Below are 23,540 nucleotides of genomic sequence, written 5' to 3' on the forward strand. Positions count from 1 at the left end.
CGGTCGACGCTCGACCACCTCGACGACCTGGCCGCATCCGCTGGAACGGGTCGAGGCCCCTCGCGCACGACCTCGGGCGGCGATGCGGACTTGATCGCCGCGGGCGTCGAAGTGAATCACGTCAACCGGCTGGGCTGGACCGCTGCTCGAGGCCGTCATCCAGAAATCACGAGTTCGCTGACGAGGGGCGAGAGCAGCTCCGTCAGCCAGGTCATCACGGCTCGCACGCGACGCGGTGCGGAGCGCCCGTGCGTGTGCAGCAGCGTGATGGGCACCGGTCGCGCGGTGAACTCCGGCAGGATCTCGACGAGCTTGTTCGCGTGCCGTTCGTGCCCGGGACGCGGCACCTGCACGATGCCCAGGCCAGCGATGCACGCCGCCTCGTACGCGTCGAAGTTGTCGACGGTCACCGCGCTGCGCATCGGCAGCTCGTTGTACGTCGTGCCGTCGAAGTACTCGAAGACCGGGGCCGAATCGGTGGCGTAATGGACGACGAGGTGGTCGCGCAGATCGTCCAGAGTGCGCGGAGTCCCGCGCTGGCGCAGGTACGAAGGGCTCGCGCAGTTCATCATCGGCGCCTCGCCGAGGCGGCGCCCGACGAGCTCCGGCTCGTTGACCGGTCCCACGCGCAGCACGAGGTCGAACCCCTCGCGCAGCGCCGCCACGATCCGGTCGCTCGCGCAGATCTCCAGCTGCAGCTGCGGATGGCGCGCGAGCAGCTCGGGCAGCCGGGGAATGACGAACTCGCGCGCGATGAGGACGGGCAGCTCGACGCGCACCCTCCCACGCAACCCGCGACCCGCTTGAAAGAGCGCCCCGATCTCCTCGGCCTCCGCGAGAAAGCCGTGGGCACGCTTCAGCAGTGACTCACCCTCCGGCGTGAGGCGAACGACGCGCGTCGAACGGCGGAGGAGCTGCGCTCCGAGCTCGCCTTCCAGCCGTTGCACGTGCGCCGACGCCCGCGCCTTCGGCATGCCGAGCTGGTGAGCGGCCTGCGTGAAGCTCTGCAGCTCGGCGACCCGGACGAACACCTTGAGAGAGTCGAGGTCGAAGCTCATTGTCTGAAAGTAACAGACAGTGTGTCGGAGCGCGCGCCCTTTTTCGCGGCTCGCGTGCTCCTTACTCTACCGCCATGAAACTCGAGGCCCAGAACAATCCTCGTCACCGGTGGAGCGTCACGGCGAACTGGAAGACCTCCGACATTCCGCCTCAGAAGGGCCGTCTGGCCGTCGTCACCGGCACCGGAGGGCTCGGACTCGAGGACGCTCTGGCGCTGGCGCGCGCCGGTGGCGAGGTCATCATCGCGGGCCGCAATCCTCAAAAAGGGGCGGACGCTGTCGCCAAAGTCCTCGCCGAGGTGCCTTCGGCGACTGTCCGGTTCGAGCAGGTCGATCTCGCCAGCCTCGAATCCGTGTCGAAGTTCGCCGCGCGGTTGCGGAGCCAGACAGACAAGCTCGATCTCCTGATCAACAACGCCGCAGTGATGACGCCGCCGAAGCGGCAGGAGACCTCGGATGGCTTCGAGCTGCAGTTCGGTACCAACTATCTCGGCCACTTCGCCCTGACGGCCCGACTCATGCCGCTGCTGCGAAACGGGACGAGTCCACGCGTCGTCACGCTGTCGAGCGTCGCCGCGCGGGACGCCGCGATCGACTTCGACGATCTGCACGCGGCGCGGAGCTACACGCCGATGCGAGCCTATGGCCAGTCGAAGCTCGCCTGCCTGATGTTCGCCTTCGAGCTGCAGCGGCGCAGCGAGGCGAATCGGTGGAGCGTCGCCAGCATCGCCGCGCACCCCGGCATTTCGCGCACCGATCTCCTGCACAACGCTCCCGGGCGTTGGAGTGCCGCCGGCATCTCGCGGACGCTCCTGTGGTTCATGTTCCAGCCTGCGTCGCAGGGCGCGCTCCCGACGCTGTTCGCCGCGACCTCGCCCGAGGCGAGGGCCGGCGCTTACTACGGCCCGGACAAGATGAACGAAATGCGGGGCTCTCCGGCTCCGGCGAAGGTGCCGCCGCAAGCGGAAGACCGGGCCGCCGCCGAACGCCTATGGCGCGTGTCCGAGCAACTCACCGGCGTCCGCTTTTAATTAGCCGACTTGTGCATCCCCGGTCTAGCTATTCCGCTTGTCTCGCCGCCCGGCGACCTGCGTCCACCTCGCTCGGGTCCTACGCCCGCTCCGCGAGCTTCTACAGGCCGCAGAGAGTCACGTCGGTGGCACGATGTGGAGGAAGTAGCCGCGCTCGCCGGGCTCGGAGAGCACGACCGCCTCGGCGAGCGGGTCGAGCGGGATCATCGCCACGCTCATGGGACCGGTAAACGAGTCAACGCCGAGGCTGACGAAGAACTGCCGACCACTGGGCGAGAAGCCTTGCCACAGCGGACGGCCGGCCGGCAAGAAGTCCGCGAGGGCGATGGCAGCAGGCTCGGGAGTGGCGAGGTGGACGTGGAACAGCTCCGTGTGATTGACGACGGGGATGTTGCTGAAGACGATTTGCGAGCCGTCGGCGCTCTGGTGCACCGAGCTGATGAGCGAGTCCACCTCTGGAGGATTGAGGGTATGGGTGACCGACGGTCCATCGATCGTCGCGCTGACGATCCGCTCGTTCGTGAAGTAGACGAGGCGCTCGGAGTCGTGGAGGAACTTCGAGTCGAACACGAACTCGCCGGGTTCGAGCGGGCCGTTGAGGCGCTTCGGAGGCCCCCCTGGCGCCGCGCGATCGACGAGGTAGATCTGCGCGACGCCGGGGCTCTCGTGATCGGAGTAGTACGTGAAGCGAGCGCCGTCGGCAGCGAAGCACGCGATCTCGGATGGAGAGTGGAAAGCGTGGCCGGGCGCGCTCGCATGGATGGGCTGCATCGGTCCGGCGGCCGCGCCGTCGACCTCGACGAGGTGGAGGTCGCCGAAGCCGTTCGCACCGGAGAAAAGCAGCAACGCGGACATGTCGGGGGCCCACAGCGCCTCGTGCTCGCCGCCGAGGAGCGGCGGGTGCAGGGCGACTGGCGGCCCGGGCGGATCGCTGGTGAGGTCGATGGCGACGTGCTTGAGCGATTGAGTGCCGGCGCCGACCTCGATGTAGAGCGTGCCATCGTCGAGAGAGCGCGCGGTGCGGAGGCTCGTCGCGGTCGGGAAGCTGGCGAGCGTGAGCGGGGCGTCGAGGCTGTCGAGGCCGGCGAGGTGGACGTCGACGCCGTCACCGAGCTCGGGCCGCGTCGTGTAGACGACCCATCCGCGGCTGGCCGACAGCTCGCGGACATCGTCCAGCACGACGCCCGCGGGCAGCAGCGGGTCGAGCTCGAGCAGCGGACATGAACCGCCCTCGTCGATCGCACAGACCATGAAGGGGGCTTGCTCGGCGCCCTCGGCGGCGGGGAGGATGACGCCCGAACCGCGGTCGTCGAGGCGCGGCCAGTCGAAGGCGCTGCCGGGCGGGACGGCGCTCTCGTGCGCCGACAGCGTCGTGGTGTCGACGATCCAGAAGCGCGACGGATCGGCACCGTGGGTGGTGACCGGGAGCCAGCGCGGCAGCTCGAGCGAGCTGTAGATTTGCAGCCCACTGTCGGGGGGCGCGACCAGGATGTCGAAGGGCGGCTGAGGAGCGCCGTCGACGATCTCGACCCCGCGGAGCGCGATCGTGGTCGATCGCTCGCCGAAGCGGCGGTAGACGACGCGCGTCACCTCGGGCTCGGGATCGCCAGTGGGCTCGGCGCTGGTGGCGGAGAAGCTCATGCCGCCCGATGCTCCTGTCGACGCCTCCGACGCGGTGCCGCTCGTCGCAGTGTCGTCGCCGCAGGCCGCGAGCGAGAGCAGCGCGACGGCGGTGATAACCGTGAATGTCGATCGGCGTGCCATGCTCCGGCGATTGTCGATGAGGGCCGGCGTATGCGTCGACATCCTTGTTGAAGTCGCGGGCATCTGGTCGACGCCGATGCACATGCCTTGCCAACCTCGCCGGAGCCTTGCAGGGCTGTTGAGCGGGGATCGGAGGCGTGGACCCCAAGCTCCATTGGCAAATCCGGTTGGGAGGACCAACCGCGCTTGATCGTCGCCCGCGAAACCGCTGCGGGTGGTCGGCACCTCGAGGCGATGACTTTGCACGAGCGCCGACGAGGCCACCGCGGGCGGCGCTCGTCGACGTCGACCCGAACGACGACCCCTTCGCCGGGCTCGCGGGATGTTGCAGCGCGGCCCCTGGGTCTGCGTCCCCTCGCCTATCGCCGCGGGGCTGCGGCTCCGGAGCCCGGCCGATCAGACCAGCAGGCCGTGCAGCTCGTCGCCGCCGAGGATCTCGAGCGTGAGGTCGGAGAACTCCTCCTGCGGCAGGCCGAGCGCGGCGGCGACGGTGCGCAGATAGATGTCCTCCGCGAGGTCGAGCTCCTCGTCCGCTTCATTCACGCTGGCGACCAGCTCGAGCAGCTTGCGCTTTTCTTCCTGGCTCAGGCCGTCGAGTCCGGTGGCGACCTGCTGCACGTTGAAGGCGGCCGGGCTGAACGTGTTGATCTGCCGGAGCAGCGTGTCCGGCACCTCGGCCCCGCCGAGCAATGTCGACAGGAGCGAGCGGATCCGCGTGATCTCGGCGCCCGCGAGGCGCTTGTCGGCATACGCGGCGCCGAGCAGGAGCTGTGTGATCTGTTCGATGTGCTGCTTCATCGCGTCCTCTGCGCCCGGGCCCGGGCCCGCGGCGGGGCGAGGGTATCGCAAAGGCGCAGCGTCCGCACGACGATGCGCCGCTCCACGCACCCGTCTCCGCCAGACCTCGCCCGTGGCGCTCGCCGCTGCGACCGTGCGGGGCCCTGCAGCGAGCGCACGCACCGTGGAGACCGGCCGCAAAATCACGACCGCCGCTGCGTCGTCCGCTCGATGGCGCGCGCCGGTGCGAGCACTCGCCGACGACCCGCGCAGCGGCCACGGGCGCGCCGACCTGCGCCCGTTCGCTCGGACCTGTCTTTTGGGTCATTCAAGTGAATGACGAATCATCGGTCACGACACATGCAACTTCCTCAGAGCACGCCGATGCTCGCCGAACCTCCGAGCACGGCAACTCGGCGGGCCCGCGGCCTGACCGTGCACGTCGAACAATCGTCCCCACACGGACTCGCCCTGCGAACTGCGGGCCCAGTGCTTCAAACGCGGCCTCGCGGAACGGCTCCCACCCAGCACTCGACACCCCGTTTTTCGCTGCACCGGCTCAACCGATCGCCCGCGTACTGATCCGCCCAGCCACGTCGACCGCCTCGACCACGACCCTGCCCTCGCCCGCGATCGCCGGCGAAGACAGCTCCATCGCGCCGTCACGTCCGCGCTGCGTCGACCACCGCGGCGTGAACACGCCATCTTCGCCGCGCTCGTCGATCGCCCACTCGACGATCGCGTCGACGCCCGGCGAGGTCCAGCAGCCGGCGCTGTCCGGTCCGGCGTAATCGGCGAGCCGGATCGCCCGGCCCGCGGCCGTCACTTCGACGGCGAGCGAGAGCCGCGAGGCTCGGATGGGCCCGATCGACTCGCCCTCGACGAACGCGCGCGGCACCTCCCAGAGAGTCACCTCGGGCGCGTCCACGTCGTGCGCCGAGGGCTCGAACGCCCACGCGATCACCTCGAGCGCCGCGGCCCCAGCCCCTCGCGCCGCGGCCTGCCACCTCGCGATGTCGCCGGCGGTCGGTCGCTGCTCGCTGGCCGCCACCACCACTGCCGCCTCGCCGCGTCGTCCGTGGATCTGTCCCTCGGGCCATGTCGTTTCTCCGGCTGCGTTGCCCGAGCCTTCGACTGCAACCTGCGCCGTGACCTGTCCCTCGGACCAGGCTGTCGCTCCGTGCAGCGCCAGCAAGCGGCCGCGCAGCTCGGCCTCGCCGAGGCGCTCGACCAGCGCGCGGCGGGCGGCAGGCAGCGCGTCGAACACCGCGAACGGGCCGGCCTCGCCGCGCTGCGTCATCGCCCGCAGGCGCCGGCGGATGACCGTGAAGGCCGGCTGCGAGCGATCGATCACCACCCAGCGCCGGCCACAGCGAGCGGCCACCGCGGCGGTCGTGCCGGAGCCGGCGAACGCGTCGAGGATCAGGTCGCCCGGGCGCGAACACATGTGGACGATCCGCTCGAGCAGCGCCTCCGGCTTCTGCGTGTCGTAGCCGACCCGCTCGGTGTGCGTCCCCTGCAGCGCGCGGATGTCGGTCCACACGTCCTGCAGCGGCACCCCCTCCTGCTCGTCGAGGTAATGCTTCTGCCGCGGCACCGCGCCCGGTCGGCTCTGGTACACGCGGCCGCTGCGGTGCAGCTCCGCCATCGTCGCCTGGCCGTAGCGCCAGAACCGGCGCACGCCGAGGAACTCGTAGCTCGGGTTGCCCTTGGCCGCGCCGCCGGGGGCCGTGAGCGGGCTCGACATGAAGCGGCGGCCGGTCCCGGGCTCGACGTGGCGGTACCACTTCGCCACGTAGTCCTTGTCGTACGGCGCGCGCAGCGTCGTCCACGTGCGCTCGGGGCCCATGCCGTAGATCAGCAGCACGTCGTGCACCGCCCCGAGCCGGCGCGCACCCTGGCCGGCGTCGTTGTGGGCCGAGTAGCGCTTCCACGCGACCTGGTTGACGAAGTTGTCGGCGCCGAACACCTCGTCCATCACCACGCGCACGTGGTGGCACACCTGGATGCCGACGTGAACCACGATCGTCGCCGTCGGCTTCATCAGCGCGCGCAGCAGCACCAGGCGCGGGTACAGCATCGACAGGTAGCCGGGGCCGCCCCACGTGTCGCGGTAAGCCAGGACCTCGACCTCGCCCTTCCTTAAGTAGTGCGACGCGCCGACGTCGAACGGCGGGTCGATGTAGACCAGGTCGACTGCGGCCCCGAGCTCCTCGCGCAGCGCCGCCAGGGCCAGCGAGTTGTCGCCCCAGATCAGTCGGTCGTGCCAGCCGCTCGCCTCGCCGACGCGCTCGCGCAGCATCAGCGGACCCGGCGGAACGGCGGCGAGCAGCGGGACCTTGCCGGGCCAGGTCAGCTCCACTCGCCCCTCGCTCGCGGTCGTCCGCCTGGGCATCGCCGGCCATCGTACCCGACCTCCACGGGGCCCAGAACCGACTCTGGCGGCTCATTGGGCGCTCTGGTGCGAAATCGCGCCGCCTCTTGGCGGCTCTGGCGGGATCGCGCACACTGGCGGACGGGCCATGTCGACCGCCGCCGCGCCTCGTTTCTACTGCGACGCCGCCGAGCACTTCATCGGCACCCGCGCGACCGAAGCCGACCCGGTCTACGCCGGCTCTCGCGGCGCGCCGGGGCGGATCGACGGCCCGCGGCGCAAGGCCCGGTTTCACGGCCCGCGGGCGCTGACCGAGGGCGGCGCCTCGCTGCTGTTCGTCGCCGACACCGGCAACGGAGCGGTGCGCAGCATCGACACCCGCGCCGGCGTGGTCAACACGGCGCTCACGCTCGCGGACATCTGCACGATCGCACATGTCCAGGAGTTCACCCCGAGCGGGCTCGCGTGCGACGGCGAGTGGCTGGTCATCGCCGACACGCGCAACCACGTGGTGTGGAGCTACGACCTGCGCAGCCATCGACTCGCGCTGCTGGCCGGCTGCCCCGGGACGCCCGGCGACGTCGACGGCGACTGCGAGCAGGCGCGCTTCTGGTTGCCGGTCGCCGTCGCGCTCGCGGACGACGGCCGCGGCTTCGTCGTCAGCGAGGCCCGCGGCCGGCGGCACGTCAGCCGTCGCGGCGACGTGCGAACTCTCGGTCGCTGAAGCTCGCGCGTGGCTGCGCCGATGCGCGCGGGCCTGCGCACCGGCGCGACCGGGTTTGACACGCCAGGCCGCGGCGTGAAACACGGGGTCATGCACGTGCATCGCCTCGGTCTCGTCCTCGCTGTCCTCACCGCCTGCGGCCCGGATGGTCGCGCCGACGCCACCGACACCGCGACCGCGCCCACCGGCACCACCGCGCCGGCCTCGACCTCGAGCAGCAGCGGCGACGTCGCCCCGACGAGCACCGGCGACCCGAGCACCGGCACCACCACCACGTCGAGCAGCAGCACGACCGAGGAGCCCGGCACCATCACCGCGGTCACCGGCACCACCGCGATCGACACCTCGACCACCGAGCCGGTCGACCCGTCGACCACCACAGTCGGGCCCAAGCTCGACCTGCCGGCGGAGATGCCGATCCCGGTGAAGGACATCCCCGGCCTGGTGTCGATCACCTTCTACGAGTCGACCAGCGGGGTGATGGAGTTCACCTTCTCGGTCGACGGGCCCGAGCTCAACACCCTGCTGGCCGACCCGCTGACCAACGCCAACCGCGACATCGAGGGCACCAGCGTCGAGTTCTACGACGTGTACTACTCCGACGTGGACGGCGTGTTCGATCCGCTGGGCAGTTACCTGACGATCGCCGGCTCGTTCGAAGCCAAGCTGCCGGCGGGCGGCGGGCTCAATCTGGCCGAGATCTCCCTCAACTTCGACAACAACGAATTCGAGTTCGGCAGCTACCTCGCCAGCTTCGTCGGGCTCGGCGACAACTACATCATGGGCTCCGAGCCCAACGCGATCGACAACAACCTCGACACGCACACGACCATGGGCAACACGGTCGACACCCCCGGGCAGCGGCTGCGGGTCACGCTCGGCTTCAAGTCGTCGCTGATGCCGGGCTGACGCCTGCCCGATCGGGCATGTCCCGATCGCCATGCGCCGTGAGTCGCCTCCCGGCCGGGTCCGTCCGGCCACCTGACCGATCGGGCATGTCCCGATCGCCACGTGCCGAACGGCCGGCCTCAGGTGGCCATGTCGGTGGCGTCGGCGGCGAAGTCGGTGAGCTCGACGCCGGTGAGGCGGAGCGAGGTGCTGAGCACCGAGTAGATGAGGAAGGCCGCCAGGGTGGCGCGGCTCTTGACCCACGACGGCTCGAACCGCGGCGGGGCCAGCGCTCCGGCGCGGAAGAACGGGTCGAGCTCGATGGCGTCGCCGAGCGCCATGCGGCCGGAGAACAGGTGGTGCAGCAGCTCGGGCCGGCCGCTCTGGATCGCCTTGAGGAAGAACGTGTGCACGCCGAGGAGGCCGCGCAGGTAGACGATGTCCTTGGTGAACACGACCTTGCCCGCGACGTCGCCGCCACGGAACACCCGCGCCGCCGAGTGATAGCTCTCGCCCGGGTCCTGGCCCGCGTCGTGGAAGAAGCGGAACAGGTCGATGAAGTCGGCGCCGGACAGCGCGAGGTCGACTGCCTTGACGCGCAGGGCCAGGCGACGGAGGCGGGCCAGGTCGATCGCGTTGGTGATCATCTCGGCGAAGGTCGCCAGGCCCTCCTGGGTCGCCGTGGTCCGCGGCGCGCCGAGCCCGAGCGAACGCACGTGCGGCTGCTCGCGCCCGTTGAGAGCGGTGAGCGAGTGGACGAACACCTCGTGCTCGACGAGCTGGGCCACGTCGTAGGGGCTGAAGCAGGTCGCGCCGCGCAGGCGCACGCGGGTCGGACCGGCGGCCGCCTTGGCCGCCATGTCCGGGTCGACGACGACCGCGATCGGCAGGTCGCCGAACACCGGGGTGATGCGCGAGCGCAGCGCGTCGGCCGCCTGCTCGGGCGTGACGAAGAAGTCCTGCTCGGGGATGTAACCCTCGGCGCGGAAGTCGTCGGTCAGCGCCAGGAATTGCTCGGCCGCCGAGAGGTTGCTGACCTGCCCGGGGCCGACGGGGTCGCGCGGACCGCCGTAAAGCTCGATCGAGCGGACCGTGAACTCGGGCGTGCCGGCCTCCTCGATCATCGCCGCCGCGAGCTTGTAGCTGCGGGCGGTGCGGTACAGGTAGCGGCCGACGGGGTGGTCTCGGTCGCACTCGCGCATGATCGAGGCCAGCGCGCGGATGTTGGAGTCGAAGCGCACGCGTGGCGGCTCGACCGCGGGCAGCCGGGGATCGCCGGCGTGCCAGCGGGCCAGGAACTCGGCCCCGACCTGCGGCGGCCAGGCCAGCTGGCTGAGCACCTTGATGTCCTTGGCGGCGTCGACCAGGCGGCCGTCGAGGTCTGCGAATTGTTCGAGCGCGGTGTCCACGAGCGTCCTCGGTCCTTGAAGATCGCACGCACGGGCTCGCTTCCCAAGGCCGCGGCTCGCGCCGATACCGCACCGGTCGCGTGCGGCGTTCCGCGAGCAGGAGCGGCGTCGACCGTGTCTCGCGGAGCAGGCGCCACCCGGCCGCGGACACGTGTCCTCGCCGAGCGCTCCTCAGCTCACGCCGAGGCCGTGGCCGTCGGCGCGGGCCTGCATTACTCTGCTGCTCGATCAATCCATGGTTTTCAAAGTCGGCGGAGACATCGACGCTTATTGCACCAAGTGCCGCCTCGACACGATTCACGTCGTCGTCGCGCTCAAGCCGGGCAACGAGGGGCCGAAGCGGGTCGAGTGCAAGAGCTGCGGCGGGCAGCACATGTACCACGCGCCCAAGCTGCCCTCGCGGACAGAAGCGCCGAGCCAGCCGGCGGTGGTGAACCGCAGCGCCGTCGCTCGCAACCCGCCGCCGCCCAAGCCGCCCAAGGCGGCCAAGCCCGCGGCGGCCAAGCCCTCGGCGCTCAGCCCCCCGGCCGGCGCCGGCGCGCGCGAGTGGCTGCGGCGCATGGAGGACCTGGCGCACCAGGGCGGCACGCCGATCAAGGCCTACTCGATGCGCGAGACCTTCGCCGCCGGCGATCCGGTGTCGCACCCGAAGTTCGGCAAGGGCGTGGTGCTCGAGGTGCTCGAGGCCAAGAAGTGCGCCATCCTGTTCGAGGAGGGCCGCAAGGTCCTCGCCATGGGCAGCGCCTGACAGCTTCGTGAGCTGCTCGTTCGGCCATGTCGCGTGCGACATGGCCGAATGCACATGTCCCCGCGGACACCTCATCCGACCTCCGGCAGCGCGCGCAGGTGGAGCGCCTGGGCCACGTCGACCTCGGCCGCGGGGGCGACCGGGCAGCGATCGTCGTCGGCGAGGTCGGCGATCGTGCGGGCGACCCGGCGCAGGCGGTGCTGGGCCCGCGGGCTCCAGCCGCGGTGCTCGGCGGTCGCGGCGAGCAGGCGCTCCGCCGCCGGCGTCAGCGCGCACAGGCGTTCGATCGACCCGGCCGCCGCCGGCACCTCGGCGTTGGTGCGCCACGGCGTCCCGCGCAGCCGCACCAGCTGGCGGGCGCGGGCCCTCGTCACGCGCGTCCGCACCAGCGCGCTCGACTCAGGTGGGTCGGCCGAGCGCAGCTCGTCGGGCCGCGCCGGCGTGACGGACACCGAGACGTCGATGCGGTCGAGCAGCGGCCCCGACACGCGCTGCTGGTAGCGCAGCACCGCCGCCGGGTTGTCGACGCAGGTGCGATCGGGGTGGCCGAGGAAGCCGCACGGGCACGGGTTCATCGCCGCCAGCAGCTGGAACCGGGCCGGGAAGCCCACGCTCCCGCGCGCGCGCACGATCCGGACCACGCCCTCTTCGAGCGGCTCGCGCAGCGCCTCGAGGCAGCCGCGCGAGAACTCGGGCAGCTCGTCGAGGAACAGCACCCCGCGGTGCGCCAGGCTGACCTCGCCCGGGCGGAGGAACGGCCCGCCGCCGAGCAGACCGGCGACGCTGACGGTGTGGTGCGGGGCTCGCAGCGGCACCTCGCGGACCAGCCCGTCGACCGCGCGCAGCCCGGCGACGCCGAAGATCTTCGTCACCTCGAGCGCGGCCTCGTCGTCGAGCGGCGGGTAGAGGCCGATGGCTCGCCGCGCGAGCATCGTCTTGCCGACGCCCGGCGGCCCGTGGAGCAGCACGTTGTGACCGCCGGCGGCCATCACCTCGATCGCGCGGCGGGCGAGCACCAGCCCGCGCACGTCCTCGAGGTCGTGGAGCTCGCGCAGCGGCCTGGGCGGCGGATCGTTGGCCGCGTGCGCGCCGATCTCGCGATCGCCGCGGAGGTGGGCCACGAGCTGCGGCAGGTCGCGGACCGGCAGCACCGCCAGCCCGCCGAGCACCGCAGCCTCGTCGGCGCTGGCCTCGGCGACCGCCAGAGTGGTGAAGCCCATGCGCCGGGCGCAGTCGGCGATCACCAGAGTGCCGGCGGCCGGGCGCAGCGAGCCGTCGAGCGACAGCTCGCCCCACAGCATCAGGCCCTGCAGCCGCTCCGCCGGCACGACCTCGTGGCTCGCCAGCAGGGCGCAGGCCACCGCGAGGTCGATGCCCGGGCTGTCCTTTCGTTCATCCGCAGGCGCGAGGTTGACGACCTGCTTGCGCGGGTGGAGCTTGTGCCCGCAGTGGCCGAGCGCGCTGCGGACCCGCTCGCGCGCCTCCATCAGCGCCCCGCTCGCCCGCCCCACCAGAGTGAGGCCCGGCAGACCGAGGCCCACGTCGGCCTCGACGGTGACGACAAAACCTTCGACGCCGAGGACGCTGGCGGAGTAGGAGCGAGTCAGCACGCGGCCACTCCCTACAATCGCCGTGCTCGGCCGCCGCGAAGCAAATCAACGACTTGCCCGCGCGCACGCGCCGTCGCTGTCCCGCCCGCTGGACACCGTCCGGCCCGCCGGACGTGTCCCACCCCAGCGCCGCACCTGCGCCGACGCTCACCCGAGGTCGCCGCCCCTCGCCAGTCGCCTGCGCCCGACGAACGCCGGTCGCATCGCGTTCACCGGCGCCGATTCGTCGTTCCGCCGATTCGTCGCTGCATTGGCGTGCGTTCACCGAATCGCTATACATCACAATCTCGCGCCGCAATACTTGCTCTTGCCGGAGCTCGGATTGTTTGCGAAGATGCAATCACGACTTGGGGGAGCTGGTTATGGGGAATACGGGGAATCAGATCAAAAAAGCGATGGAGATCGACGGGGCGATCGCGGCGGCGCTCGTCGACAGCGAGAGCGGCATGACCCTCGCCACCGCCGGCGGCGGGCCGGCCTTCGACATCGAGGTGGCCGCGGCGGCCAACACCAACGTGGTCCAGGCCAAGCTCAAGGCCATGAACGCCCTCCGCCTCGCCGACGAGCTGGAGGACATTCTCATCACTCTGGGCAAGCAATACCACATCATCCGACCGCTGCGCCGGGCGCCTGCGGTCTTCTATTACGTCGCCTGCGATCGCAACAAGACGAACCTGGCGATGGCCCGACGAACCCTGGCGGAGATCGAGCACGCGACGGCGCTCTAGCGCCTCACCTGCTGCGGCCGCCTCCACCCTGACCGGGGCGCCCTCCTACGATTCGCGTGTGTCGGCGCTCCGCACCGGGAGAACTACCCTTGGCTTCGCTGCTCATCGTCGAGGACGATTCACATTTTCGCGGCGAGCTCACGCGCGAGCTCGAAGGTCGCGGCTTTCAGGTCGCTTCGGCGCCCTCGGTGCATTCAGCCCTCGCGGCGCTGGCCCGCCGCCCGGCCGACGTGGTGCTCACCGATCTGCGGCTGGGCGGCCCCGACGGGCTCGACCTGCTCAAGCTGCTGCCGAGCGTGTCCCGGCGGTCTCGCTCCATTCTCATGAGCGCGCACGCGTCGGCCCGCGACCACCAGGTCGCGACCGAGCTCGGCGCGATCGACGTCCTCATCAAGCCGTTCACCCCGGCCGAGCTGCTGCGATCGATCCACAAGGCGATCGACTGCGAGACCGGGTTCGTCGGCAGCGTCCACGGCCTGTCGCTGATCGACGTGGCGCAGATGTTCCACCTGGCGCAGCGCTCGGTCACGATCGTCGTCACTGCGACCGGGCGACCGGCCAGCAAGATCCACCTCCGCCGCGGCGAGATCGTCGGCGCCTCGCACGGCGACCTGGTCGGCTGCGCGGCGCTGCGGGCGATCCTGGCCGCCTCTTCGGGGGCGCTGCACACCACCGGCCTCGAGGACGACGCGGCGCCGACGATCGACGCGCCCTTCGATCACCTGCTGCTGGCCAGCCTGAGCCGCCTCGACGAGGAGCTGCACGACGGCCGGGGACCGACCGAGACGCCGGCGCTGTTCGACCTGGGCGACTTCGGCGAGACCGACGAGATCGCCGCGCCGGCGCACGCGCTCGACGACGAGCCGTCGTGGGCGGCGCGCGAGCCAGCCGGCGCCCGCGACGACGCGCTCGACGACGCGTGCCGGCGAATGGCCGAGGCGGTCGAGGGCGCGCTCGCGTGCGCAGTCGTGGCGGTCGACGGCGGCGGCTTGCTCGGTCACCACCGCCGCGGCGCCGCCGGGCCCACGTCGGAGTCGGCTCTGACTGCGGCGGCGCGCGAGCTGTTCGGCGGCGCCGGCCGGCTGGCGGTCGGCCGCCTGCACGAGGTCCAGCTGACCGCCAGCGATCATTATCTATTCGGCAAGCTGCTCGGCGATCGCCGCCGCGCGCTCATCCTCGTCACCGACCGCACGATCAGCGTCGGCCTCGGGTGGGCGCAGCTGCGCGCGCAGCTCGGCGCGCTCGAGCGTCCGGCGAAGTGACGAGAAAGGACCGGTCATGGCAGTCTACGAACGAGACCGCGCGCGTATCGTCATACGCGTCGTCTACGACGGGCCGGGGCGCGCGGGCAAGACCACCAACGTCGAGCAGCTCGCGCGCATCTTCGGCAACAAGCCCGGCAACGAGCTGCAGGTCTATCCGGCGGCCAGCGGGCGCACGATCTACTTCGACTGGTTCAGCTTCGACGGCGGCATGATCGACGGCCACCAATTACAGGTGCAGGTCGTCACCGTCCCCGGTCACAAGAGCCTCGAGCCGCGCCGGGCGCACATTCTGCATACCGCCGACGTCGTCGTCCTCGTGTGCGACTGCGCTGCCGCGGGCCCGGACGCCGCGCGCGAGATGCTCGACAGCCTGCGCGAGCACCTCGCCACGAGCACGCGCCCCGTGCCGCTGGTCGTGCAGGCCAACAAGCAGGACCTGGCGAACGCCATGTCGCCGCAGAAGCTCGGCGCGGCGCTCGGCGTCGGCTACGACACGCCCGTCGTCAGCGCCCAGGCCTCGGCCGGCATCGGCGTGCGCGAGACGGTGATCGGTGCGATCCGGGCGGCCGTGCGGCAGATGAAGCGACGCATGGCGCGAGAGGGCGTGGACGCGATCCTCGGCAGGGCCGGCACCGCCGACGAGCTGCGCGCGGCCCTGCAGGACATCGAGGCGGTCGGCGCCGGCCGCAGCGTCGGCGAGCGCCGCAGCCCGGAGGACGAGGCCCGGGGCGCCCTGCCCGCTGCCCTCGTCGACGAGGGCCGGGTGGTCTACATCCGCTCGCAGAAGTTGGCCACCCAGCTGGCCGCCGGCGCCCACGGCGAGGCGACCGCGCGGGCCCGGGCGCCGCTGAAGACCAGCCTTTCGGACATGTCCGAAAGGCCACATGCCGAGCGCCCGCGCGGCGGCGCAGTCCCGGTGTCGGCGATGTTCATCGAACCGCGCCCGGCCAACGATCCGCCCGAGGTCGCCGCGATCACGAGCGGCGCGGTGCCAGCGGGCGTCCCTCTCCCGCCCCCGCCCACGGTCGCTCGCGGGACCCGGCTCGAGACTCCAGCCGCGCCGGACTTCGCGCCAGGGCCCGCGGCGGAGCCCGATCTGCCCGCGCCAGCCATCGCCGCGCCGAATCACAGCACCGGGCCCGGAAGCCCGCTCGCCGTCCTTCCGCTCGCAGCCGCCGCAGCGGGCGACCGGCCGGAGCCGCGTGACCGCGACGAGGCGTCCCAGCCGCCCATCATTCCTTCCAGCGACGGCGTGGCGAGCCCCACGCGCGAGTCACTCGAAGCCGCGTCCGCACAGGTTTCTTCCGAAACTGCCTCGCCGGACCTCGCAGCCCCGCCTGTCGCCCTCCCGTTGCGCCCTGGGCCCGCTCTGCCGCCCGGGCACGTATGGCCGGTCCCCGGCGGACGCGGCGTGCTCGAGCAGATCGCCGGCCATCCTCTGACTCTCGCGACAGGTCCCGAAGGGCATGCTCAAAGTACCATGTCCTTCAAGTCAGGTGGTTACCGCCTGCATACCCGCGCCGAGTGGCGGTTCGCCGAGCGCGAGCGCGGGCGCGAGGCGCTCCTCGAGCACGTCCGCCGGACCGCGCGGCTCGGCCCGCTGCTGCCGGCCGGGATCGCGGTCGCCCTGGCGGTGGGCGACGACGACGCCGCGCTGTGGCACATCGTGCCCGACCTGCAGTCGCTGGGCGCCGAGCTACGCGACGCGGCCGGGGCCGAGCGCCCGCGGCACCTGCAGCGGCTCGCGTCTGCCTACGCCGCCGCGCTGCGCCTGCTCGCCCGCGAGGACCTCGGCCTCGAGCTCGACCCGCACGCGTTCGCCGAGCAGGACGGGCGGTGGGTCTACATCGGTGACCGCCTGCGCGAGCCCGATCCTGCGCCGGCGCTGACCCGGGCGCTGCTGGCCCCGGGCCTCGGGGCCGACGAGCGCGACGCCTGGTCGGGTGCGCTCGAGCAGGCCCTGCCGCTCGCCTTGACGCGCGAGGACGTCGCCGCGCTGGGCCTCGAGCAGGCGCTCGAGGCCGCCACGGGCACCGCCGCGGAGCGCGTGCGGGCGGCGCTGGGGCGCTGCCCCTGAGCCGCGCCCCTGCGCCGACCTGCTCGCTAGTTGAACAGCTTGCCGAGGCGCATGGCCACGCCCATGTCGCCCTCGATCTTGATCTTGCCGGTCATGAACGCGGTCGTCGGGTCGAGCTTCTTCGACGCCAGCTTGGCGAAGTCTTCGAGCGAGACCTTGACCGTGCACTTGGCCGGGCGGTCGGTGTTGTCGACCGTATTGGGGGTGCTCTCGCCGTCGATGTAGAGCACTTGCGCGTCGGAGAACACGAACTTGATCGTCGCCTTGAGGCCCGAGTCGGCGCCGACCTTCGCGCGGATCTCTTCGGTGAACTTTTCCAGGCTGATGTCGCTCATGACGCCTGCCTACCACAATCTACCGGCGCCTTCGACGCCCGCGGCGTCTCCGACCCGCGCCGCGAAAATCTACTCGCCGACGCGGGTTCGATCCGCCCTACCCCCACGTCAGCGCATACGTCGTTCCCGGGACCCTCCCCGCGCCCGGCGGCGATTTCCCGCTTCCCCTGGTCCCGCGGCTGTGTACGATGCGGCGCCATGAGCGGGTACCGTTCCGTCTTTCGTCCGGGGCTGTTCGCCGGGCAAACGATCGTCGTCACCGGCGGCGGCAGCGGGATCGGTCGCTGCACCGCGCACGAGCTGGCCGCGCTCGGCGCCCACCCGGTGCTCGTCGGCCGCAAGCTCGCCAAGCTCGAGGCCACCGCCGCCGAGATCGTCGCCGACGGTGGCGACTGCTCGCTGCACGCGTGCGACATCCGCGAGGAGGCGCAGGTCAAGGCCACCGTCGCCGCGATCGTGGCCGCGCGCGGGCGCGTCGACGGGCTCGTCAACAACGCCGGCGGGCAGTTCCCGGCCCCGCTGGCCGCGATCTCGCAGAAGGGCTTCGAGACCGTGGTGCGTACCAACCTCGTCGGCGGCTTCTTGTTCGCCCGCGAGGTCTACGCCCAGTCGATGGCCGAGCACGGCGGCGCGATCGTCAACATCGTCGCCGACATGTGGCGGTCGATGCCGGGCATGGGCCACTCCGGGGCCGCGCGCGCCGGCATGGTCAACTTCACCCAGACCGCCGCGGTCGAGTGGGCGCCCTCGGGCGTGCGCGTCAACGCCGTCGCGCCGGGGTGGATCGCCTCGTCCGGCATGGACAACTACGACCCCGACATGCTGAAGGGCCTGCTGCCGCGGCTCAAGGCCGCCGTCCCGCTGCACCGCCTCGGCACCGAGGCCGAGGTCAGCGCCGCGATCGTCTTCCTGCTCAGCGAGGCCGCCGCGTTCATCAGCGGGTCGACGCTGCGGGTCGACGGCGCCGCCCCCAATTCCAGCGCAGTGTGGCCCGCGAGCGAGCACGACCGCTCCAAGCCGTACGAGGGCTTCCACCGCGCCGAGCTCCCCGACAACCTGCGCTAAAGGCCAGCCAGTCATGCCCGTGCTCACGTCCCGCATCGACCTCCAGGGCGACCAGTTCCAGAGCAACCGCGCCGCCCAGCTGAAGCTCATCGACGAGTTCCGCGCCGCCGAGCAGCGCGTGCGCGACAACTCGGGCAAGCAGGCCGAGAAGTTCGCCAAGCGCGGCCAGCTGCTCCCGCGCGACCGCGTGGCGCGGCTGCTCGACCGCGGCGCGCCGTTCCTCGAGCTGTCGACCCTGGCCGGCTTCAACATGCACGACGACGACGGCAGGGGCGACGCCAGCGGCGGCGGCTGCATCGTCGGCATCGGCGTCGTGTCCGGCGTGCGATGCATCGTCAGCGCCAGCGACAGCGCGATCAAGGGCGGGGCGATCTCGCCCATGGGCCTGCGCAAGAGCCTGCGAGCCCAGGAGATCGCGCTCGAGCACAAGCTGCCGATCATCTCCTGCGTCGAGAGCGCGGGCGCCAACCTCCTCTACCAGGCCGAGATCTTCGTCGACGGCGGCCGCGTGTTCGCCAACATGGCGCGGCTGTCGGCCGCCGGCGTCCCGCAGATCACGATCGTCCACGGCAGCAGCACGGCCGGCGGCGCCTACCTCCCGGGCCTGTCGGACTACGTGATCGCGGTGCGCGGCCAGGCCAAGGTGTTCCTCGCCGGCCCGCCGCTGGTGGAGGCCGCGCTCGGCGAGGTCGCCACCGACGAGGAGCTCGGCGGCGCCGAGCTGCACGCCACAGTCACCGGCACCGCCGAGTACATGGCCGAGAACGACGCCCACGCGATCCACCTCGCGCGCGAGCTGCTGGCCAACCTGCAGCGCGCGCCGCTGAGCCGGTTCGCACATGACCTTTCGACCAGGCCGCACCGCCCGCCCCGCTTCGACGGCGAGGACCTGCTCGGCATCGTCCCGGTCGACTTCAAGAAGCCCTACGACGTCCGCGAGGTGATCGCCCGCCTGGTCGACGACAGCGACTTCTTCGAGTTCAAGGCGCTGTACGGCTCGGCGACGGTGTGCGGCCACGCCCAGATCGAGGGCCACGCCGTCGGCGTCCTCGGCAACAACGGCCCCATCAACCCCGACGGCGCCTGCAAGGCCGGGCAGTTCATCCAGCTGTGCTGCCAGAGCGGCACCCCGCTGGTCTTCCTGCAGAACACGACCGGCTACATGGTCGGCACCGCGGCCGAGCGGGCCGGCATGGTCAAGCACGGCTCGAAGATGATCCAGGCGGTCGCCAACGCCGACGTCCCGAAGCTCACCGTCATCCTCGGCGGCAGCTTCGGCGCCGGCAACTACGGCATGTGCGGCCGCTCCTACGACCCGCGCTTCGTGTTCGCCTGGCCGGGCAGCCGGATCGCCGTGATGGGCGGCGAGCAGGCGGCCAAGGTCATGGAGATCATCACCACCGCCAAGTTCGCGCGCATGGGTGTCAAGCCCGACGCCGACGCGATGGCGCAGATGGGCAAGTCGATCAAGGACCGCCTCGACGCCGAGTCGACCGCGCTCTACGCCACCGCGAGGCTGTGGGACGACGGCCTCATCGACCCCCGCGACACCCGCCGCGTGCTCGCCCTGGCGCTGGCCGTCTGCCGCGAGGGCGAGGCCCGCCGCGTCCGCCCCAACACCTTCGGCGTCGCCCGATTGTGACGTCTGACCTGTCCCTTCGACCACCCTGACCCGAGAGCCAGCCCCGACATGCCGCTGTTCACCGACGAGCACGACCTCCTGCGCGACAGCCTGCGCAAGTTCATCGCCCGGGAGATCAACCCCTACTGCGACGAGTGGGAGGAGGCGCGGATCTTCCCGGCGCACGAGCTCTTCAAGAAGCTCGGCAACGAGGGCTTCCTCGGCCTGACCAAGCCGACCGAGTACGGCGGCTCGGCGCTCGACTACTCGTACGCGCTGGTGATGGCCGAGGAGCTCGGCCGCGTCGACGCCGGCGGCGTATCGCTGGCGATCGGCGTGCAGACCGACATGTGCACGCCGGCCCTGGCACGGTTCGGCTCGGACGAGCTCAAGAAGGAGTTCCTCGCCCCCTCGATCGCGGGCGACCTGGTCGGCTGCATCGGCGTGTCCGAGGTCGGCGCCGGCTCCGACGTCGCCGGCCTCAAGACCTACGCCCGCAAGGACGGCGACGACTACGTCATCTCCGGCGGCAAGATGTGGATCACCAACGGCATCCAGGCCGACTGGATGTGCTGCCTCGCCAACACCAGCGACGACAAGCCGCACAAGAACAAGACCCTCATCGTCGTCCCGCTGAACTCGAAGGGCGTCGAGCGGGCCCGCAAGCTGCACAAGCTCGGCATGTGGTCGTCCGACACCGCGCAGATCTTCTTCGACGAGGTCCGCGTCCCGCAGCGCTACGCGATCGGCCCCGAGGGCGCCGGCTTCATGCTGCAGATGCTGCAGTTCCAGGAGGAGCGGCTGTGGGGCGCCGCCAACTCGCTGACCGCGATGGAGACCGCGATCACCGAGACCGTCAAGTACACCCGCGAGCGCAAGGCCTTCGGCAAGTCGATCCTCGACAACCAGGTCGTCCACTTCCGCATCGCCGAGCTGCTCACCGAGGTCGAGTCGCTGCGCGCGCTGATCTACCGCGCCGCCGAGCTGTTCATCTCCGGCAAGGACGTGACCCGCCTGGCCTCGATGGCCAAGCTCAAGTCCGGCCGCCTCGGCCGCGAGGTCGCCGACAGCTGCCTGCAGTACTGGGGCGGCATGGGCTACATGTGGGAATCGAAGATCTCGCGGATGTTCCGCGACTCGCGCCTGATCTCCGTCGGCGGCGGCGCCGACGAGGTCATGCTCGGCATCATCGCCAAGCTCGAGGGCATCCTGCCCGGGAAAGGCTGAAAGGACATGTCCCAGACGACCTTGCCCGAGTGCCAGGCGCTGCTGCTGCGCCGCGACGGCTGGCGCCTGCACGTCACGCTCAACCGGCCCGAGGCGCGCAACGCGATGTCGTTCGCCATGGTGCGCGAGCTGCAGGCGGTGTTCGCCGCGATCGCCGGCGACCGTGAGGTGCGGGCGGTGGTCCTGCGCGGCGCCGAGGGCAACTTCTGCGCCGGCGGCGACATCAAGGACATGGCCGGCGCCCGCGGGGCCGAGCCCGGCCCGGACGGCAAGGACCCGCTGGCGACGACCAACCGGATCTTCGGCAGCATGCTGCAGCAGATCGAGGACGCCCCGCAGGCCGTCGTCGCGGTGCTCGAGGGCGCGGTCATGGGCGGCGGCTTCGGCCTGTGCTGCGTCAGCGACGTCGCGGTCGCCGCCGACGACGCCAAGCTGCGCCTGCCCGAGACCGGCCTCGGCGTGCCGCCGGCCCAGATCGCGCCGTTCATCGTCCGCCGCGTCGGCTACAGTGAGGCGCGCCGGCTCGCGGTCACCGGCGGGGCGCTGACCGCAAACGAGGCGCTGCGCCTCGGGCTGGTCCACCACGTGACCGATCGGGCAGGTCTCGAAGGACAGGTCGCGAAGGTCCTGGCCGACATCGGCCGCTGCGCCCCCGAGGCGGTCGCCACCACCAAGCGGCTGGTCCTGGCCGCCAGCGGGGCGCCGCACGGCGACGCCCTGTCCGCCCTGCTCGACCTCGCCGCCGACGACTTCGCCCGCGCCGCCCGCGGCTCCGAGGGCGTCGAGGGCATGCTCGCATTCATTCAGAAGCGCAACGCCGCCTGGAACGACCAATGACCTTCTCCACGATCCTGATCGCCAACCGCGGCGAGATCGCCTGCCGGATCATCCGCACCGCCCACGCCCTCGGCTACCGCACCGTCGCCGTCTACAGCGACGCCGACGCCGGCGCCCCGCACGTCGGCCTGGCCGACCGCGCGGTCCGGATCGGCCCGCCGCCGGTGCGCGAGTCGTACCTCAACGTCGCGGCGCTGATCGCCGCGGCCAAGCAAGCCGGCGCCGACGCGGTCCACCCGGGCTACGGCTTCCTGTCGGAGAACGACGGCTTCGCCCAGGCGGTGCTCGACGCGGGCCTCGTGTTCATCGGCCCGTCGCCGGCCGCGATCCGGGCGATGGGCAACAAGGCCGCCGCCAAGCGGGCGATGATCGCCGCCGGCGTCCCGTGCATCCCTGGCTTTCAGGACAGCAGCGAAGCGGGCCAGTCGGCCGGACGCCTCGCCGCCGAGGCCGAGCGCATCGGCCTGCCCTTGCTGATCAAGGCGGCCGCCGGCGGCGGCGGCCGCGGCATGCGGATGGTCCGCGACTGGGACGGACTGCCGGCCGCGCTGGCGTCGGCGCGCAGCGAGGCCGAGAGCGCGTTCGGCAGCGGCGAGCTGATCCTCGAGCGCGCGATCACCAGCGGTCGCCACGTCGAGATCCAGGTGTTCGGCGACAGCCACGGCCACGCGATCCACCTCGGCGAGCGCGACTGCTCGGTCCAGCGTCGTCACCAAAAGGTCGTCGAGGAGTCACCCTCGCCGGCCGTGTCGCCGGCCCTGCGCGCCGAGATGGGCGCCGCCGCGGTGCTCGCCGCGCGCTCGATCGACTACGTCGGCGCCGGCACCGTCGAGTTCATGCTCGACGCGGACGGCAAGTTCTACTTCCTCGAGATGAACACCCGCCTGCAGGTCGAGCACCCGGTCACCGAGCTGGTCACCGGCCTCGACCTGGTCGCCTGGCAGCTGCGCGTGGCCGCCGGGGAGCCGCTGCCATTGACGCAGGAGCAGATCGAGCTGCGCGGCCACGCGATCGAGGTCCGCCTCTACGCCGAGGACCCGTACGCCGGCTATCTGCCGCAGGCCGGCGAGGTGGTCGCGTGGCAGCCCGCGAGCGGCGACGGCGTGCGCGTCGACCACGGCCTGCACCGCCAGCAGACCGTCTCGCCGTTCTACGACCCGATGATCGCCAAGGTCATCACATATGGCCGCAACCGCGACGAGGCCCGCCGCCGCCTCGTCAGCGCGCTGGGCCGCAGCGTCCTGCTCGGCCTGCCCAACAACAAGCGCTTCCTCGCCGACATCCTCGAGCACCCGGTGTTCGCCGCCGGCGGCGCGACCACCCGCTTCCTCGACGAGCACCTGCCCGCACCCGCGCGCCCCGAGCCCGACGCCCGCGCCTGGGCGATCGCCGCCACCATCTGGACTTTGGGACATGTCCGCGGGGACTACAGCCCGTGGCGCAGCGCCGGCCGGGCCGCGTTCCCCCTGCCCCTTCGGACAGGTGAGCGCGAGCGCGAGCTGGCGGTCGACCTCGACCCGAGCGGCATCACCAACGTCACAGTCGACGGCGTCGCCCTGCCCGTGCGCGTGCTCGGGCGCGACGGCGTGGTCTATCGCGTCCTCGTCGGCGACGTGCAGGAGACCGTCCACGCCGCCGTCGTCGGCGAGCGCCTGTTCCTCGAGGCCCGCGGCGTGCAAGCCGAGTTCGTCGAGCCGCCGCCGAAGGGCGCCGAGGCCGAGGCCGACGTCGGCGGCGACGGCAACCTGCTCGCGCCCACGAGCGGCCGCGTCGTCGCGGTCCACGTCCAGGTCGGCGACCGCGTCCGCCGCGGCCAGACCCTCGTCACCCTCGAGGCGATGAAGATCGAGAACGCCCTCGCGGTCGCCGTCGCCGGCGTCGTCACCGAGGTCAAGGTGAAGCCCGGCGATCAGGTCCCACAAGGCCGCCTCCTCGCAGTCGTCACCCCCGACGACGGCCCCGAACCCGGCGCCGCCTCCGCCGCCGCCTAGGCGTGCTAAGG

General features: G+C 71.6%; 19 protein-coding genes. 12 read left to right on the forward strand and 7 right to left on the reverse strand.

Going from position 1 to position 23,540, the window contains the following annotated elements; all coding sequences use genetic code 11:
- Nucleotides 1–155: 155 nt before the first annotated feature.
- Nucleotides 156–1,058: a LysR family transcriptional regulator gene (locus OV090_RS13155; RefSeq protein WP_267703955.1), complete on the reverse strand. Its 903-nt coding sequence runs from the start codon at nucleotides 1,056–1,058 to the stop codon at nucleotides 156–158.
- Between the two features lie 74 nt (nucleotides 1,059–1,132).
- On the opposite strand from OV090_RS13155, the gene OV090_RS13160 reads away from it, so the two are divergent.
- Nucleotides 1,133–2,089, forward strand: a complete 957-nt coding sequence (locus OV090_RS13160) for an oxidoreductase (protein WP_267703956.1) — start codon at nucleotides 1,133–1,135, stop codon at nucleotides 2,087–2,089.
- Between the two features lie 117 nt (nucleotides 2,090–2,206).
- On the opposite strand, the gene OV090_RS13165 is transcribed toward OV090_RS13160, so the two are convergent.
- The 3 genes from OV090_RS13165 to OV090_RS13175 form a co-directional block, all read right to left on the reverse strand.
- Nucleotides 2,207–3,853: a hypothetical protein gene (locus OV090_RS13165; protein WP_267703957.1), complete on the reverse strand. Its 1,647-nt coding sequence runs from the start codon at nucleotides 3,851–3,853 to the stop codon at nucleotides 2,207–2,209.
- Nucleotides 3,854–4,249: 396 nt separating this feature from the next.
- Complete coding sequence (locus OV090_RS13170) at nucleotides 4,250–4,651, reverse strand: TerB family tellurite resistance protein (protein WP_267703958.1); 402 nt, start codon at nucleotides 4,649–4,651, stop codon at nucleotides 4,250–4,252.
- Between the two features lie 538 nt (nucleotides 4,652–5,189).
- Nucleotides 5,190–7,025 (reverse strand): site-specific DNA-methyltransferase, encoded by a 1,836-nt coding sequence (locus tag OV090_RS13175; RefSeq protein WP_267703959.1) that lies wholly within the window; start codon nucleotides 7,023–7,025, stop codon nucleotides 5,190–5,192.
- Nucleotides 7,026–7,152: 127 nt separating this feature from the next.
- Here OV090_RS13175 and OV090_RS13180 point away from each other — a divergent pair, with 127 nt between their 5' ends.
- Entirely contained in the window at nucleotides 7,153–7,728 is a 576-nt protein-coding gene (locus tag OV090_RS13180; RefSeq protein ID WP_267703960.1) for a hypothetical protein, read from the forward strand.
- A gap of 90 nt (nucleotides 7,729–7,818) precedes the next feature.
- A complete protein-coding gene (locus tag OV090_RS13185; protein WP_267703961.1) occupies nucleotides 7,819–8,637 on the forward strand; it encodes a hypothetical protein in 819 nt (272 codons plus the stop codon).
- Between the two features lie 119 nt (nucleotides 8,638–8,756).
- Here OV090_RS13185 and OV090_RS13190 read toward each other — a convergent pair whose 3' ends face one another.
- Nucleotides 8,757–10,025 carry a tyrosine/phenylalanine carboxypeptidase domain-containing protein gene (locus tag OV090_RS13190; RefSeq protein WP_267703962.1) on the reverse strand — a complete coding sequence of 423 codons (1,269 nt, stop codon included), beginning with the start codon at nucleotides 10,023–10,025 and terminating at the stop codon, nucleotides 8,757–8,759.
- A 235-nt stretch (nucleotides 10,026–10,260) separates the two neighbouring features.
- On the opposite strand from OV090_RS13190, the gene OV090_RS13195 reads away from it, so the two are divergent.
- Nucleotides 10,261–10,773 (forward strand): hypothetical protein, encoded by a 513-nt coding sequence (locus OV090_RS13195; protein ID WP_267703963.1) that lies wholly within the window; start codon nucleotides 10,261–10,263, stop codon nucleotides 10,771–10,773.
- A gap of 71 nt (nucleotides 10,774–10,844) precedes the next feature.
- Here the strand turns inward: OV090_RS13195 and OV090_RS13200 are convergent, their stop codons facing one another.
- Complete coding sequence (locus OV090_RS13200) at nucleotides 10,845–12,383, reverse strand: YifB family Mg chelatase-like AAA ATPase (protein ID WP_267703964.1); 1,539 nt, start codon at nucleotides 12,381–12,383, stop codon at nucleotides 10,845–10,847.
- Nucleotides 12,384–12,778: 395 nt separating this feature from the next.
- Here OV090_RS13200 and OV090_RS13205 point away from each other — a divergent pair, with 395 nt between their 5' ends.
- From OV090_RS13205 to OV090_RS13215, 3 genes are all read left to right on the forward strand, one after another.
- Complete coding sequence (locus OV090_RS13205; protein ID WP_267703965.1) at nucleotides 12,779–13,111, forward strand: hypothetical protein; 333 nt, start codon at nucleotides 12,779–12,781, stop codon at nucleotides 13,109–13,111.
- Nucleotides 13,112–13,200: 89 nt separating this feature from the next.
- Nucleotides 13,201–14,373, forward strand: coding sequence for a response regulator (locus OV090_RS13210; protein WP_267703966.1), 1,173 nt, complete (start codon nucleotides 13,201–13,203; stop codon nucleotides 14,371–14,373).
- A gap of 16 nt (nucleotides 14,374–14,389) precedes the next feature.
- The gene (locus tag OV090_RS13215) at nucleotides 14,390–16,453 is read left to right on the forward strand and encodes an ADP-ribosylation factor-like protein (protein ID WP_267703967.1); all 2,064 of its coding nucleotides are present in this window, start codon (nucleotides 14,390–14,392) and stop codon (nucleotides 16,451–16,453) included.
- A gap of 26 nt (nucleotides 16,454–16,479) precedes the next feature.
- On the opposite strand, the gene OV090_RS13220 is transcribed toward OV090_RS13215, so the two are convergent.
- Nucleotides 16,480–16,788, reverse strand: a complete 309-nt coding sequence (locus OV090_RS13220) for an SCP2 sterol-binding domain-containing protein (RefSeq protein WP_267703968.1) — start codon at nucleotides 16,786–16,788, stop codon at nucleotides 16,480–16,482.
- Between the two features lie 198 nt (nucleotides 16,789–16,986).
- On the opposite strand from OV090_RS13220, the gene OV090_RS13225 reads away from it, so the two are divergent.
- Genes OV090_RS13225 through OV090_RS13245 form a run of 5 tightly spaced genes read left to right on the forward strand, consistent with a single transcriptional unit; the run spans nucleotide 16,987 to nucleotide 23,529 of the window.
- Nucleotides 16,987–17,853: an SDR family oxidoreductase gene (locus OV090_RS13225; protein WP_267703969.1), complete on the forward strand. Its 867-nt coding sequence runs from the start codon at nucleotides 16,987–16,989 to the stop codon at nucleotides 17,851–17,853.
- 13 nt (nucleotides 17,854–17,866) lie between these two features.
- Nucleotides 17,867–19,495 (forward strand): carboxyl transferase domain-containing protein, encoded by a 1,629-nt coding sequence (locus OV090_RS13230; protein ID WP_267703970.1) that lies wholly within the window; start codon nucleotides 17,867–17,869, stop codon nucleotides 19,493–19,495.
- 48 nt (nucleotides 19,496–19,543) lie between these two features.
- Entirely contained in the window at nucleotides 19,544–20,701 is a 1,158-nt protein-coding gene (locus tag OV090_RS13235; protein ID WP_267703971.1) for an acyl-CoA dehydrogenase family protein, read from the forward strand.
- A 6-nt stretch (nucleotides 20,702–20,707) separates the two neighbouring features.
- On the forward strand, nucleotides 20,708–21,538 hold the full coding sequence (locus OV090_RS13240) for an enoyl-CoA hydratase/isomerase family protein (RefSeq protein ID WP_267703972.1): 831 nt from the start codon (nucleotides 20,708–20,710) through the stop codon (nucleotides 21,536–21,538).
- Nucleotides 21,535–23,529, forward strand: a complete 1,995-nt coding sequence (locus OV090_RS13245) for a biotin carboxylase N-terminal domain-containing protein (protein ID WP_267703973.1) — start codon at nucleotides 21,535–21,537, stop codon at nucleotides 23,527–23,529. The genes OV090_RS13240 and OV090_RS13245 overlap by 4 nt, the downstream gene beginning before the upstream one ends.
- Nucleotides 23,530–23,540 lie beyond the last annotated feature (11 nt).

Source organism: Nannocystis sp. RBIL2, assembly GCF_026626745.1.
GTDB lineage: Bacteria > Myxococcota_A > Polyangia > Nannocystales > Nannocystaceae > Nannocystis.